Raw genomic sequence first — 13,717 nt, 5'->3', positions numbered from 1 at the left:
CTCCTCCCCGCTATATGTCGAAATTGACCATGTTGCGCATCACGAATATGCCGATCGACATCCACACAGCTGAAAAGCCCATGATGAAGTGGCCCCGCGGATCAGTGAACAGGATCATCATATATTGCGGCGACGTCAGGTAGACGAGCAGAGCGACGATGAACGGCAGAGCGCCGATGATGACGGCCGAGGCCTTGGCCTCCATCGACAGGGCCTTGACCTTGGCTTTCATCTTCTTGCGGTCACGCAGCACCTTGGAAAGGTTGCCGATCGCCTCCGATAGATTGCCGCCGGCCTGCGCCTGGATGGCGATAACGATCGCGAAGAAATTTACCTCCTGCAGCGGCATCTGGTTGGTCATCCGGGCGCAGGCATCGGGAATACTCAAGCCCACCTGCTGTGCCTCGATGACGCGGCGGAACTCACTCTTGACGGGCTCGGTCCCCTCGTTGGCGATCAGCCGGATCGCATCGTTCAACGGCAAGCCGGAGCGGATGGAGCGGACGATGACGTCGAGCGCATTCGGAAACTCATCGAGAAACTTATTCTGACGACGCGAAATCAGAAAGCCTAGCACCCAGCGCGGCAGACCCAACCCGGAAACGACAGCGGCTCCGAGCATGACCAGCGGCGATGCACCGGCAATGAAGAGTACAACCAGCAGCACGAGAGCGAAGAGCGCGCTGAAAAGGTAAAAGCGGGCTGGCGTGACCGGCAACCCGGCCTGGACCAGCCTCGACCTCAGCGACAAGGACTTCTTAGCCTTTTCGTGCTGTCGCTTTTCGAGATCCTTCAGGTTGTCTTGCACCGATTTGCGACGCTTCGACAATTCCTGCACTCGGTCGCGGGCGGCCTTGATGTTGGCGCGATCGACCTCGGCCGATTTGACGCGATTGATGCGGTTTGCCGATTTCTTGTCGCTTTCGATCCGCGAGAACAATAGGGCATAGCTCACTGCGGCCGCCGCAACGGCTGCGAGGACGACGATTGCCAGCACTGTCGGAGCGATGCCGAACATCTCAATCCTTCGATTTCGCTTCCATCTCGTCGAGCGCGGCGGCGAGGCGTTTTTCTTCGTTGTAATAGCGGGCGCGATCCCAGAAATGCGGCTTGCCGATACCGGCAGACATATGGCGGCCAACCAGGCGGCCGCTCGCGTCCTCGCCTTCGATCTCGTAACGCATCAGGTCCTGAGTGATGATGACGTCGCCTTCCATGCCGACCACCTCGGTGATCTGGGTGATGCGACGCGAGCCGTCGCGCAGTCGTTGCGCCTGGATGATGACGTCGACGGAGGTGGAAATGATCTCGCGCACCGTCTTTGCCGGCAGGCTGAAGCCGCCCATGGCGATCATCGATTCGATACGGCTGAGGCATTCGCGCGGGTTGTTGGCGTGGATGGTGCCCATGGAACCGTCGTGGCCGGTGTTCATGGCCTGCAGGAGGTCGAAGACTTCAGGTCCACGCACTTCGCCGACGATGATGCGTTCGGGGCGCATACGCAGGCAGTTCTTGACGAGGTCGCGCATCGTGATCTCGCCCTCGCCTTCGATGTTCGGCGGGCGAGTTTCGAGACGCACGACGTGCGGCTGCTGGAGCTGCAGTTCGGCCGTGTCCTCGCAGGTGATGACGCGCTCGTCGCGGTCGATATAGTTCGTCAGGCAGTTCAACAGCGTGGTCTTTCCCGAACCCGTACCGCCCGAGATGATGACGTTGCAGCGGACGCGGCCAATGATCTGCAGGATGGTCGCGCCTTCAGGCGTGATGGCGCCGAAGCGGACCAGCTGATCGAGCGTCAGCTTGTCCTTCTTGAACTTGCGGATGGTGAGGGCGGGACCATCGATTGAAAGCGGCGGCGCGATGACGTTGACACGCGAGCCGTCGGGCAGACGCGCGTCGCAGATCGGGCTCGATTCGTCGACACGGCGGCCGACCTGGCTGACGATGCGCTGGCAGATCGACAGGAGCTGCGAATTGTCGCGGAAGCGGATTTCGGATTCGATCGTCTTGCCGCCGACTTCGATAAAGGTCTGGCCGGCGCCGTTGACCATGATATCGGCAATATCGTCTCGTGCCAGCAGCGGCTCGAGCGGACCGTACCCCAGCACGTCGTTGCAGATGTCCTCGAGCAGCTCTTCCTGCTCGGAGATCGACATGGCGAAATTCTTGATGGTGATGATATCGTTGACGATATCGCGTATTTCCTCGCGCGCGCTTTCGCCATCCAGCTTTGAAAGCTGCGAGAGGTCGATCGTATCGATCAGCGCGGAAAAGACCTGCGCCTTGGTGTCATAATACTCGTCAGTGCGGACCGGGCGCCTGCGCTGCGGCGTCTGCAACGGCGGCGGCGTCACCTGCTGGCGGACGGGCTCGCGCGACGGCTCGACAAGCACCGCGGGGCCGGATGGGGCGGCAGCCGGCATCGGCGGCGGAGCAGCGGCGACACCGCCGGCACCAGCCTTTCCGAAACCATCACTTCCGCGTTTTCCGAACATCGATCCGATCCAATTCTACTGGTTCACTTGCGCTTCAGGAGGCCGAGGAGGCCGCCCTTTCTGGATTTCTTCACCGCCACGCGGCCGGTGACGATGTGCGAGATCTGCGAAAAGGTCTCCGATGTGGGCGACTTCGGATCGACCTCGGCAATCATCCGCCCGCTATTGGCGGCGTTTCCGAAGAGGCCGCTATCGAAGGGAATGATGGCGATCGGCTCGGCTTCCAGCGGTTCGCAGAAATCGGAAATCGAAATTTCCGGCCGTTTCGGCATGCCGACCTGATTGAGAATGAGGTGCGGCGCCTTGTCGTTCGGGCGCATCTTGCGAAGCGCATCCAGCATATTCTTGGTGTTGCGCAGGTTGGCGAGATCGGGAACTGCGCAGATCACGACTTCGTCGGCGTTCGACAGGACCGAGCGGGTCCAGTCCGACCAGGCATGCGGCACGTCGAGCACCGATACGGGCGCGCTGCGCTGCAGCACATCCATGACAGGCTGAAAGGCCTGGCCCTCGAAATCATAGGCACGATCGAGAAGCGAAGGGGCTGCCAGCAGGGACAGATGCTCCGAGCATTTGGTCAGCAGACGGTCGAGGAAGACCTCGTCAAGCCGCTCCGGCGCAAAGACGGCCTCGGCTATGCCCTGGGCCGGATCCTGATCGAAATCGATGTTCGCCGTGCCATAGGGCAGGTCGAGATCGGCCAGGATCGTTTCTGTCGAGAACAGGTTCGAGATGCCGAAGGCGCAATTGTGGGCGATGGTCGATGCTCCGACCCCGCCCTTGGCGCCGATAAAGGCAATGGAGCGGCCGAGCGGCTCGGCTTCCGGATCGACGAAGATCGCCGCCATCGCGCCCATGATGTCGGGCATGGCGATGGGCTGGACCATATATTCGGAAATACCGTTGCGGATCAGATCGCGATAAAGGCCGATATCGTTGTAATAGCCGACGATGATGACCTTGGTCGAGGGGTCGCAGACGGCTGCGAGCGGCGCGAGTTCTGCAAGCAGGTTAGCAGGATTCGTCCTGGTTTCGAGAATGATCAGATTCGGCGTCGGTGCGCTCGAGAACATATTCGCAGCAGCAGCCGTGCCGCCGCTGGTGATGCGCAGGCTGACCTTTGACATGCGGCGGTCGTTGGCGCAGCGTTCCATCACCCGCTGCAATGCTTCGCTTTCGCAGAAGGCATGAACGGAGATGCGCGGCAGCGGCCGCATATTTTCCAGCTCGCCCATGCGCACGGCTTCCTCGGCATTGCGAAGCTCGCTGCTGTTCTTGATCTCGTAGTCGACGGTGCTCATCGTTCCATTCCGCCTGATCAGAAACCGGTCTGGCCGGAATCGATCTCCTCGATCGTGGACGTCGTCGTCCGATATTCCTTGATCGCCTCGTTACGCCGCTCCGCATCGATAGGAGTCATGCCGCGCGGAGCTATGAAATCTTCCGGATTGGCCACCTGGGCGGCCAGATTGTTCTGCGAGGCGCAGCCGAAATTGTAGTAATTCTGGTTGGTGAAATCGGCCGAGATATCCTTCGGCCATTGGCCGCACTGGGTCGTGACCGCGGTCGTGCCGGTAAAACTCAAGCGCAGCGGCGCGGAGTCCGAGACACCCGCTGCCGCATAGGACGTATTGACGATCTTGTTGCTGGCGATGCCGCGCGAGGCAAGTTCGGCGCGGACCTGGCTGCGCAGGACGCGGGCGGCTCCCGCATTCGGCGAACCTTCGGGAGACAGGATGTAGACGGGACCCGATGCCCGCGACAGGTAGTTTTGTGCGAAGCCACGGATCATCTCGCGCTGGGCAATCGACAGACGGCGATCGGTAGAGGCGACGGGGATGTCTACGGTTTGCTCGGCTTCGGTCACGACGACCGGATGGCGCTCCCTGTAATCGTCGGGAATGCCTCCGGTCGTCAGCTGATCGCGCGGCCCGGCGCAGCCGGAAAGGGTTGCGACGGCCATGGATGCGGCCACAAGCAGGGGGCGGACTCGTTTCATATTCCCATGGCCCATTGTCAGGCCTCTGTTGTTTTTCATCGGTTCAGACCGCGCCCCGCTCATTTGTAGATAAATCCGATGGAACCGTGGAACTGCGCGTCGGCGACCGGCGCCTGGTTGTTGCCGTAGACCTTGTTGACGCGGTTCATAAAGAAGGCGGACGCATCGTTCGTCGGGCTGAAATTGTCATCCGGCCGACTGAGCTGATTGCGCGCCACCGGACGCACCAGGTAGGGCGTCGCGATGATGACGAGTTCCGTTTCCTGGCGTTCGACGCCCTTCTGGCGGAAGAGCGTGCCGAGAAGAGGGATCTTGGAGACGCCGGGCGTACCATTCATCGTCTGGGAGATGTTGTCGCGGATGAGGCCCGCAAGAGCGATCGAACCGCCCGAGGGCAGTTCGACCGAAGTTTCGGCCGAGCGGCGCTGATAGGTCGGCGAGGCACCCGATACCGACGGCGCCGGTTCGGAAACATTGGTCTTGATCTGCAAGGCAATGCGGCCGGAAGACAGGACCACCGGCTTGAAGGCCAGATTGATACCGTAGTTATAGGGGACGACGGTGACGTTGCCGTTGTTGTCCGTCGTCGAATAAAGAACCTGACCGCCGGAATTGAAGGTCGCAGCTTGGCCCGAGATCGCCGTCAATGTCGGTTCGGCCAGCGTGCGAACGACCTTGCCCTGCTCCAGCGCATTCAAGTAGGTCGAAATATCGTACTTGCCGATCGAGTTCTTGAAGAGTGCGGCGAGGCCGCCGCCGACGACGGATGTGGCGGTATCGGCCGATGGACTGCCAAGCTGGGCGACCGTCATGCCCGAGGAGTTGGTGACGAGATTGTCGAAGCCGAGTTGCTTCAGCACCTCGCGGCGAACCTCGGCGATCGTGACCTTCAGGGTGACTTGGTCTTCGCCTTGGATCTGCAGGAGATTGACGACCTGAGAGACCTGGCGGTTTTCGGCAAATAGCGCAACCGCGCTGTCGCCCCCCGTACCGGAGGCCGTCTCCGTGCGCGTCGTGGCTTCGCCGCCTTTGAGGAAGGCTTCGGCAAGCGAGGCTGCCTGTGTCGCATCCTGTGGCGTACGCACGGTGCCCGTCAGAACGATATTGTCGGAGACGATTTCGACCTTGATGGCGGAGTCGGGAATGAAACGGCGCAGATTGGTCTCGAGGCCGGAGACATCGCGCTCGATCTCGATATCGAGACTGACGACCTCCTCGCCGCTGGCGCCGAAAACGAAGATATTGGTCTGCCCTACCTTCTTGCCGAAGAGATAGATGCGCCGCGAAGTGCGGGTCACCGCATCGGCCATGCTCGGATCGGAGACGAGGATATCGTGCGCGTCATCAGGCAGGTCGACGACAACAGCCTTGTTGAGACCGAGCTTCAGGCGGCGATGCGCGCCGGGACCGCTTTGAGAAATGCGGATGAGGCTTTCAGAGCCGGCGTTGGCCTGCTTCACGCCGAAGGGCGCGTGAACGGAGAGGGGTGTAACGCCAGTCGCTGCCATGACGAGAGAAAGGCAACCGGTCAGGAAAAGCCTGGTGCGCTGTTTGGAGTTGCCCATCTGCATTTCCCTTACTCCGGCTTCACTGAGCCGGTGGCATCCGTGACGATGGAGCCGGACTTGATGACCTGAACGATTGCGCTGCCGTTATCACCACTCAGCAGGTAATCCGCTGCGCTGGTATCCTGCTCCTGGGCATCGGCGACCGAGCGCAGGGCGAGCGAAAGGCGATCGGCCATCTGCTGAGCAACGGCCAGAACCTTTGTCTGATCAGGCGTCAGCTCCAGGGTTGCGGTCGTGCCTACCGCTGCCTTGCTGCCGTCTTCCTTCTCCTCGATCTGCTGGTCGATGGCGAGGACGCGAACGTTGCTGAGCACGGTTTCGGTTATGTATTTGTCCGTGCCCTGCCCCTTGCGCACCATGATGACGTCGACGCGGTCATTGGGAAGAATGAAGCCGCCGGCGCCGGTCGCAACGGAGATTTCGGTCGCGACAGCGCGCTTGCCGGCAGGCAGCAGCGAAGACAGGATACGGGCGTTGGAATCGGCGACCTTTTCCGGACGGATCGGCTCTCCCTCGAAGACGGGGAGGCGCACGACGGCGCCCTGCAGGTCCTTGATGGCGTCCGGCCGATCGGTCTCGGTTATGAACCCCTGGACAACGCCGTTCTGCGGCCAGGCCATCCAGTGAACAGATTTCTCGTCCAGCCTTGCGCCAACGGGAAGATTGGCGCTGGAGACCAGCACGTTGACCGTCGGCTCCTTTTCGATGACGGACTGGACTTTCGTTACGACGCCGCCTTTGCCGGCCATGTTCATTGCGAGAACACCGGCGAGGCCGGCTGCCACCACGGCGACAGCTAGAATAATAAGGCGGGCCGGTTTCATTGATCATTCCTTAGGGCACGACGCGTTCGCCCCGCAGAATGCTCAGGAATTGGTATAATTATAGTTAATGGAACACTTACGTTTTAAGTTAACGGTCGATTAAAATGCCGTTATTTCAGGCTTTCGAGCGCGGTTATGAAGAGCGGCGACGACGGGAAGGCCAGGAAGCCGCCGATCGCAATGGCAATGCCATAGGGAATCTTCTTCGCAAGCAGGAGCGAATTGGGAATGGGCAGGCCGATCGCGAGAATGGTGTCCGATTGCGACCTCACCGTCAGAATGAGCAGCGTCAGGACACCGCCTACCAGTCCGACATCTGCCATGAAGAAAAGAAGCGATTGGTCGAAGCCGAACCAGAGTGCAGCGGCGCTCAACAGCTTGGCATCTCCGCCGCCCATCACGTTGACCGCAAACAGCGCGAAGCAGGCGCAGAAGACGATAGCTGCACCCGCAAAATGCATGCCGATGACATTCCAGTCCAAGCCGGAAAGCGGCGCGACGACGACGAAAGAAGAGACGAGGATCAGCGAGACGCGATTCGGTATCGTCATCGTAAACAGATCCGAAAATGCCGCTATGGCCAGGCAGAGCGGCAATATGAGAAAGACTGCAGCTGCGATCACGTTTCCACCGATCTTTCTGCGATGTGAAAAGGCTCACGGCCATGAAGCTGTGAGCCCAATCAATCCATCCGCCGGATCAGATCCGGTTCAAGTATATTGTCGCTGACTGGCAGCGCCAATATTACTGCGAAGCCGTCACGGCGTTGTTCATCTTGGTGGCCAGGTTGTTGAACGTGGTACCAATTCTGCCGCCGAGGGTCGTCGCGCCGGTGATGAGGGCTACGGAAATGAGGGCGGCGATCAGGCCGTATTCGATTGCGGTCGCGCCGGATTCATCCTTCAGAAAACGGCTAAAAAGCTTGGTCATGTTACTCCTAACTCCGGTTGATGTTCAGCACGTCCGCCAACTGTTGCCGTTGATCGGATGGCTGCAACGTACCGAACGGCCGTTTCCATCGACTTAAGGAAAACCGTTAACAGGATGTAAATGAGACAACCGGGCCGGCCAAGGTAAGTAATTTCTTACGGCTTTACTTACATTTCTAGCGAATTTCCGGAAGAACTGTGCCATAATAGCTTTCCCTCATCCGGAAACGGCACAGATTTCTGCGACCTTACGATTTCACGCCCGATCGGCACGTCCCGAAACGATCCGATACGCCTCAAACATGAACAAGCCGCGAAAGGCTTAAAGCTTCGTTCACCATTTTTTTCCATTCTATCGGCAATTTGCATTGCGATCGTGAAAGAGGGCCAAAATGCCATCGAACGGCAAGACCGTTTTCTTTGCCTGGGCGATTGCGGCTCTTACGGCATCCACAGCCTTCGCCCAGGAAGACATGCTGCGCGTCTATATGGATCACGCCCGCGTTTTGAAGCTCGACCGCCCCGTCAGCAAGGTCATCGTCGGTAATTCCAAAGTTGCCGATGCGACGGTCGCCGACTCCAAAACGATCGTACTGACGGGCCGGAGCTTCGGAACGACCAACATCGTGCTGCTCGATGGCAGTGGCAACGCCATTCTGGACGAACGCATTCTCGTCTCTATCGATGAAGGCAATACGGTGCGCGTCTACCGCCAGACGGAGCGCTCCGTTCTTTCCTGCACGCCCAACTGCGAACAGCATGCACAGCAAGGCGGGGCCGCTTCCACAAACTAAACGATATCGAGGACATTCACGCGCATTCGTTAAAATAGCTGCTCCGGCCTGAAACGGAAAATCAACGAACGCACCTTAGTGTGGCGCCCTGACAATATTTTCGGGGCCATATCATGGCGATCAGTGAGCAGGAGACGGGCAAGGTGCGTGCGTCCCTCCGTTTATCCAGACTTCGCGCCCTGGCCCGCTCGCGCGACGGCTCCGCGGCGATCGAATTCGCGCTACTCGCCATCCCCTATTTCGTCGTCATATTCGCCATTCTGGAAACGTTCATCGCTTTTGCGGCCGAAGAACTCGTCTCGAACGCCGTCGACACGATGAGCCGCCAGATGCGGACGGGGCAAATCACCTTCATCGATTCCACCCGCTCGACCTACAAGACGCAGGCGCAGTTCCGGCAGGCCTTCTGCGACGAGATCTCGATCATCATGCGCTGCTCGGCAACGGAGGCGGCAACCCCAAGCAAGCTTTATCTTGACGTGCAGAGCTTTACGGCCTTCGGCTCGATCCCGACCAGTATCCCGAGAACATCTGCAGACAAATATTCCGATCTGAAGATTTCGGACTTCAAGTTCACGCCCGGCGGCCCCGGCTCGATCAACATGGTGCGCGCCTATTATCGCTGGCCCATCACCGTCGACCTCGTCCGTCCCTATGTCACTGGCCTTCGCCCTGTCGGCAGTTCGATGCCGAGCGAATATTTGATCGTCGCGACGGCAGCTTTCCAGAACGAACAGTATCCATAATGGCGCCCCGCGGACTTCTCATATGGCTGGCTTCGACGGCACGGCGCTTTGCACGCGACCGGAAGGGGGTGGGGGCCATCGAGTTTGCCATCATCTTCCCGGTTCTGATCATGCTCTATCTCGGCGCGTTCGAGATCACGATCGGGCTCAGCGTCAGCAAGCGCACGACACGCGCTGCCGGCACGATCGCCGATATCATCTCACAGCAGCAGAGCGTCACCAAAAGCTCGCTCGCAGATATCGCCAAAGCCGCGCCGGCGATCTTTGCGCCTTATAACAGTTCCAGTCTCTCGCTGAAGGTCACGGCAATCCAGATCGATGCCAGCGCCAACCCCACGGTTTTATGGTCGTGGGCGCCGAGCGGTGCGGCGCCCTATGCGAAGAACAGCACGGTTTCCGATGTGCCGGCGGACATGAAGAAGGCCAACAGCTTCCTCATTCGCAGCGAACTCAGCACGCCCTATACGCTGTTCGTTTTTGCGCCGGACTTCATGCCGGCGAACGTGCGCACCATCACGATCAGCCGCAGATATTTCTATCGCCAACGGCAAAACGACAATATTCCCTGCGGCGACTGCTGACACCTGCAGTCCTTATCGCAAAAACAGCTGCGTACTTTTGCGCGACATGCCCGCTTCCACACCTCGAATTTGCCAAGCGGTTCCCGTCATTATATGGCTGCGCCAATAGGGTCGTTCCGGCCACGGCTGGCGGCAGCAGATCATGCGGGTGAAAAATGGCGCGTGCCTTTCTCTTCGTTCTGGATTCCTTCGGTGTTGGCGGGGCGCCGGATGCGGCAGCCTATGGTGACGAGGGCGCCGATACGCTCGGCCATATCGCCGAATTCTGCGCGGCCGGCGCTGCCGACCGGGCCGGTCTGCGTTCCGGCCCGCTTTCGCTCCCGAACATGTCGACGCTCGGACTCTTGCATATTGCGCGGGCAGCTTCCGGCCAGTTTCCGGCCAGTATGCCCCTGCCGGACAGGATCTACGGCATCTACGGCGCAGCCAACGAAATCTCGCGCGGCAAGGACACGCCGTCGGGCCATTGGGAAATCGCCGGAACGCCCGTTACCTTCGACTGGGGCTATTTTCCGAGCGAAGGCGATGCCTTTCCGCCGGAGCTGATCGAAGCGCTCTGCCGGGCAGCCGATGTGCCCGGCATTCTCGGCAATTGCCATGCCTCGGGAACGGAGATCATCTCCCGCTTCGGCGAGGAGCACATGCGCAGCGGCAAGCCGATTTGCTATACATCCTCGGATTCCGTATTCCAGGTTGCCGCGCACGAGGTCTATTTCGGCCTCGACCGCCTGCTTAAATTTTGCCAGATCGCCCGCAGCCTGCTCGATCCCTACAATATCGGCCGCGTCATCGCCCGGCCTTTCATCGGGCAGAGCGCCGCAACCTTTCAGAGAACAGGCAACCGCCGCGATTTTTCCGTGCCGCCGCCGGAACCCACTCTGCTCGACCGGCTCGTTCAGCATGGCCGCAATGTGCACGCCGTCGGCAAGATCGGCGATATCTTCGCCCATCAGGGTGTTTCACGGGTCATCAAGGCAAATGGCAACGACGCGCTGATGGATGCCTCCCTTACCGCGATCGACGAGGCTGAGGACGGCGACCTCGTCTTCACCAATTTCGTCGATTTCGACATGGTCTACGGCCATCGTCGCGACGTGGCGGGTTATGCCGCCGCGCTCGAAGCCTTCGACGCGCGCCTGACGGAAGTGCATCAGAAGCTGCGGGAGGGCGACCTCGTAATTCTGACGGCCGATCACGGCTGCGATCCGACCTGGCGCGGTACGGACCATACGCGCGAGCGCGTGCCCGTCATCGCCTACGGTCCTGGCATCCGCTCGCGTTCGATCGGCGTGCGCCGGACCTATGCTGACATCGGCGAGAGCGTTGCGCGGCATCTCGGCATTCCGTCAGGCCCGCATGGAAGGAGTTTTCTGTGACATCGCATTTGAAGAAGGTCGAGCTGCACTGCCATCTGGAGGGTGCCGCTCCCCCTGCTCTGACGGCGGCTCAGGCGCGCAAATACGGCATCGACATCAGCGCCCATCTGCAGGACGGTGTCTATGTCTGGCATGATTTTGCAAGCTTTCTGGAATGCTACGACAAGGTTTCGGAGGTCTACAAGACCGAGGAAGACTATGCGCTGCTGACGGAAACCTATCTGGAAGAGCTTGCCGGCATCGGTGCGATCTACAGCGAGCTCATCGTTTCCCCCGACCATGGCAAGCGCATCGGCCTCGGCGCAGATGCCTATATTGGCGGTGTGTGCGAGGGCATTCGCCAGGCAAAGGCAAAGAGCGGCATCGAGGCACGGCTGATCGTGACCGGGGAACGGCATTTTGGTCCCGAAAGCGTGATCGGCGCTGCCGAATATGCGGCAAAGGCCGATAACCCGCTCATTACCGGCTTCAACCTTGCCGGCGAGGAGCGGATGGGCCGTGTTGCCGACTATGCGCGCGCTTTCGACATCGCCCGCGATGCCGGGCTTGGCCTGACCATCCATGCCGGCGAAGTCTGCGGCGCCTTCAGCGTCTCGGATGCGCTGGACGAGGTTCGCCCCGCGCGCATCGGCCACGGTGTGCGGGCGATCGAGGATGCCGATCTCGTCAAGCGGCTCGCAGATCTCGGCACCGTGTTGGAAGTCTGTCCCGGCTCGAATATCGCGCTCGGGGTATTTCCGGATTTCGCCTCGCATCCGCTGCGCAGGCTGAAGGATGCGGGCGTCAAAGTAACGATCAGTTCCGACGATCCGCCATTCTTTCATACGTCGCTCAAGCGGGAATATGAACTTGCCTCCGGCGCCTTCGGCTTGAGCGATGCTGAGATCGACGCGATGACGCGCACCGCCATCGATGCGGCCTTCGTTGACGAAGAGACCCGGAAAGCATTGCTTGCCCGCCTTTGAGAGAGGCGCGGGGATGTGAATGATTGAGGCAAATCAGCCTCCGCTCTTGAAGTGGAGGCGGTTTCCATGGAAGAAACAGCCGATAAGAACGACGAATTGGAAGGTTTCCGCTATGGACGGCGTCACAGTCATCGATCATCCGCTCGTGCAGCACAAGCTCACCATCATGCGGCGCAAGGAGACTTCTACGGGCAGCTTTCGCCGGCTGCTGCGGGAAATCTCGACCCTGCTCTGCTATGAAGTGACGCGCGATCTGGAACTGACCATCGAGACAATCGAAACGCCGATCCAGGAGATGCAGGCGCCGATCCTCGAAGGCAAGAAGCTGGTCTTCGCCTCCATCCTGCGCGCCGGCAACGGGCTCTTAGAAGGCATGCTCGATCTGGTGCCGTCCGCCCGCGTTTCGCATATCGGCGTCTACCGCGACCATGAAACGCTGCAGCCGGTCGAATACTACTTCAAGGCGCCCGAGGATGTGGCAGAGCGCCTGATCATCGTCGTCGACCCGATGCTTGCGACCGGCAATTCCTCTATTGCCGCCATCGACAAGCTGAAGGAGCGCGGAGCGCACAATATTCGCTTCCTTTGCCTGCTGGCTGCGCCCGAAGGCCTCAAGAACTTCCGCAGCGCGCATCCCGACGTTCCGGTCTTCACGGCGGCAATCGACAGCCATCTCAACGAAAAGGGCTACATCGTGCCCGGCCTCGGCGATGCCGGCGATCGCATGTACGGCACCAAATAATTTCGATTTTCTTTACCAATTCGAAAGACCTTCCAAGGCCCGGTCATTCGTCCCGGGCCTTTTTTATGCCGCCGTTAGCAACTTTTCAGCACTTATGGCTTAGCTGCTTGAAGCATGAGGTCCCGCATGAGGCGGGGATTATACAGGAAGGATTTCTGTTTCATGCTCATGCGTACCGTCATATTTGCCAGCATCGCAGCCGCGCTGGCGACACAGGTGCCTTCTTTGCTCAGCCGCACGAGGCAGTCGCCCGGCAATACGATCTCGGCCAATTTCGTCTCGACCGAAGACAACGCCCCCGGTGCGCCGGCCGCGAGCGCCGATGGCGGGACGACCCGCCTGCAAGCCGACGCGCAGGGTCATTATACCGGCAATTTCAGAATCAACGGCAAGCCGGTGCAAGGCTTGATCGATACCGGCGCCACTTACGTCGCCCTGAACGAAAGCCTTGCCCGAAGGCTTGGCTACAGCGGCAACCAGCTCGATTTCCGCTATGCGGTCAACACGGCAAACGGCCAGACCAAGGCCGCGCATGTGACGCTCGACCGCGTGGAAATTGGCGGCATTCGCGTGCGCAGCGTCGAAGCCTTCGTGCTGAAAGACGAGGCACTGAGCGGGACGCTGGTCGGCATGAGCTTCCTGCAGAAGCTTGCCTCCTATTCCGTCGCCGACGGTTCGCTCAGCCTCAAACAGTAAAG

At 60.0% G+C, this 13,717-nt stretch carries 15 protein-coding genes; 7 read left to right on the top strand and 8 right to left on the bottom strand.

Annotation, left to right across the window (positions count from 1 at the left end; translation table 11 throughout):
• Positions 1-10: 10 nt before the first annotated feature.
• The 8 genes from FHX15_RS05170 to FHX15_RS05135 all read right to left on the bottom strand — a co-directional run bounded on the left by FHX15_RS05170 (position 11) and on the right by FHX15_RS05135 (position 7,816).
• Positions 11-1,018 (bottom strand): type II secretion system F family protein, encoded by a 1,008-nt coding sequence (locus FHX15_RS05170; protein WP_184394321.1) that lies wholly within the window; start codon positions 1,016-1,018, stop codon positions 11-13.
• Position 1,019: 1 nt separating this feature from the next.
• The gene (locus tag FHX15_RS05165) at positions 1,020-2,495 is read right to left on the bottom strand and encodes a CpaF family protein (protein ID WP_184394320.1); all 1,476 of its coding nucleotides are present in this window, start codon (positions 2,493-2,495) and stop codon (positions 1,020-1,022) included.
• A 23-nt stretch (positions 2,496-2,518) separates the two neighbouring features.
• Positions 2,519-3,796: a CpaE family protein gene (locus FHX15_RS05160; RefSeq protein ID WP_184394318.1), complete on the bottom strand. Its 1,278-nt coding sequence runs from the start codon at positions 3,794-3,796 to the stop codon at positions 2,519-2,521.
• A gap of 17 nt (positions 3,797-3,813) precedes the next feature.
• Positions 3,814-4,509, bottom strand: a complete 696-nt coding sequence (locus FHX15_RS05155; protein ID WP_184394316.1) for a CpaD family pilus assembly protein — start codon at positions 4,507-4,509, stop codon at positions 3,814-3,816.
• 44 nt (positions 4,510-4,553) lie between these two features.
• A complete protein-coding gene (locus FHX15_RS05150; protein ID WP_409526998.1) occupies positions 4,554-6,065 on the bottom strand; it encodes a type II and III secretion system protein family protein in 1,512 nt (503 codons plus the stop codon).
• A gap of 5 nt (positions 6,066-6,070) precedes the next feature.
• A complete protein-coding gene (cpaB, locus tag FHX15_RS05145; RefSeq protein WP_184394312.1) occupies positions 6,071-6,886 on the bottom strand; it encodes a Flp pilus assembly protein CpaB in 816 nt (271 codons plus the stop codon).
• Between the two features lie 110 nt (positions 6,887-6,996).
• Entirely contained in the window at positions 6,997-7,509 is a 513-nt protein-coding gene (locus tag FHX15_RS05140; RefSeq protein WP_184394311.1) for a prepilin peptidase, read from the bottom strand.
• 121 nt (positions 7,510-7,630) lie between these two features.
• Entirely contained in the window at positions 7,631-7,816 is a 186-nt protein-coding gene (locus FHX15_RS05135; RefSeq protein ID WP_184394309.1) for a Flp family type IVb pilin, read from the bottom strand.
• Positions 7,817-8,207: 391 nt separating this feature from the next.
• On the opposite strand from FHX15_RS05135, the gene FHX15_RS05130 reads away from it, so the two are divergent.
• The 7 genes from FHX15_RS05130 to FHX15_RS05100 all read left to right on the top strand — a co-directional run bounded on the left by FHX15_RS05130 (position 8,208) and on the right by FHX15_RS05100 (position 13,715).
• A complete protein-coding gene (locus tag FHX15_RS05130) occupies positions 8,208-8,609 on the top strand; it encodes a pilus assembly protein N-terminal domain-containing protein (protein WP_184394307.1) in 402 nt (133 codons plus the stop codon).
• Positions 8,610-8,722: 113 nt separating this feature from the next.
• Complete coding sequence (locus tag FHX15_RS05125; RefSeq protein ID WP_184394306.1) at positions 8,723-9,355, top strand: TadE/TadG family type IV pilus assembly protein; 633 nt, start codon at positions 8,723-8,725, stop codon at positions 9,353-9,355.
• Positions 9,355-9,936: a TadE/TadG family type IV pilus assembly protein gene (locus tag FHX15_RS05120; RefSeq protein WP_184394304.1), complete on the top strand. Its 582-nt coding sequence runs from the start codon at positions 9,355-9,357 to the stop codon at positions 9,934-9,936. The genes FHX15_RS05125 and FHX15_RS05120 overlap by 1 nt, the downstream gene beginning before the upstream one ends.
• A gap of 155 nt (positions 9,937-10,091) precedes the next feature.
• A complete protein-coding gene (locus FHX15_RS05115) occupies positions 10,092-11,312 on the top strand; it encodes a phosphopentomutase (protein WP_184394302.1) in 1,221 nt (406 codons plus the stop codon).
• On the top strand, positions 11,309-12,277 hold the full coding sequence (locus FHX15_RS05110) for an adenosine deaminase (protein WP_184394300.1): 969 nt from the start codon (positions 11,309-11,311) through the stop codon (positions 12,275-12,277). The genes FHX15_RS05115 and FHX15_RS05110 overlap by 4 nt, the downstream gene beginning before the upstream one ends.
• Before the next feature lie 112 nt (positions 12,278-12,389).
• Positions 12,390-13,019 (top strand): uracil phosphoribosyltransferase, encoded by a 630-nt coding sequence (gene upp, locus FHX15_RS05105; protein ID WP_184394298.1) that lies wholly within the window; start codon positions 12,390-12,392, stop codon positions 13,017-13,019.
• 126 nt (positions 13,020-13,145) lie between these two features.
• Positions 13,146-13,715 carry a TIGR02281 family clan AA aspartic protease gene (locus FHX15_RS05100; RefSeq protein ID WP_184394296.1) on the top strand — a complete coding sequence of 190 codons (570 nt, stop codon included), beginning with the start codon at positions 13,146-13,148 and terminating at the stop codon, positions 13,713-13,715.
• The last annotated feature ends 2 nt before the right edge of the window (positions 13,716-13,717 follow it).

The organism is Rhizobium sp. BK650, assembly GCF_014195325.1.
In the GTDB taxonomy this organism is placed as follows: Bacteria; Pseudomonadota; Alphaproteobacteria; order Rhizobiales; family Rhizobiaceae; genus Rhizobium.
This window is presented reverse-complemented; position numbering and strand designations above follow the sequence as displayed.

Bases quoted from the DNA above. Each gene is read 5' to 3' on its own strand.
- FHX15_RS05170 (WP_184394321.1), bottom strand. From the start codon at position 1,018: ATGTTCGGCATCGCTCCGACAGTGCTGGCAATCGTCGTCCTCGCAGCC.
- FHX15_RS05165 (WP_184394320.1), bottom strand. From the start codon at position 2,495: ATGTTCGGAAAACGCGGAAGTGATGGTTTCGGAAAGGCTGGTGCCGGC.
- FHX15_RS05160 (WP_184394318.1), bottom strand. From the start codon at position 3,796: ATGAGCACCGTCGACTACGAGATCAAGAACAGCAGCGAGCTTCGCAAT.
- FHX15_RS05155 (WP_184394316.1), bottom strand. From the start codon at position 4,509: ATGGGCCATGGGAATATGAAACGAGTCCGCCCCCTGCTTGTGGCCGCA.
- FHX15_RS05150 (WP_409526998.1), bottom strand. From the start codon at position 6,065: ATGCAGATGGGCAACTCCAAACAGCGCACCAGGCTTTTCCTGACCGGT.
- FHX15_RS05125 (WP_184394306.1), top strand. From the start codon at position 8,723: ATGGCGATCAGTGAGCAGGAGACGGGCAAGGTGCGTGCGTCCCTCCGT.
- FHX15_RS05120 (WP_184394304.1), top strand. From the start codon at position 9,355: ATGGCGCCCCGCGGACTTCTCATATGGCTGGCTTCGACGGCACGGCGC.
- FHX15_RS05100 (WP_184394296.1), top strand. From the start codon at position 13,146: ATGAGGCGGGGATTATACAGGAAGGATTTCTGTTTCATGCTCATGCGT.
- FHX15_RS05115 (WP_184394302.1), top strand. From the start codon at position 10,092: ATGGCGCGTGCCTTTCTCTTCGTTCTGGATTCCTTCGGTGTTGGCGGG.
- FHX15_RS05135 (WP_184394309.1), bottom strand. From the start codon at position 7,816: ATGACCAAGCTTTTTAGCCGTTTTCTGAAGGATGAATCCGGCGCGACC.
- FHX15_RS05130 (WP_184394307.1), top strand. From the start codon at position 8,208: ATGCCATCGAACGGCAAGACCGTTTTCTTTGCCTGGGCGATTGCGGCT.
- cpaB (WP_184394312.1), bottom strand. From the start codon at position 6,886: ATGAAACCGGCCCGCCTTATTATTCTAGCTGTCGCCGTGGTGGCAGCC.
- upp (WP_184394298.1), top strand. From the start codon at position 12,390: ATGGACGGCGTCACAGTCATCGATCATCCGCTCGTGCAGCACAAGCTC.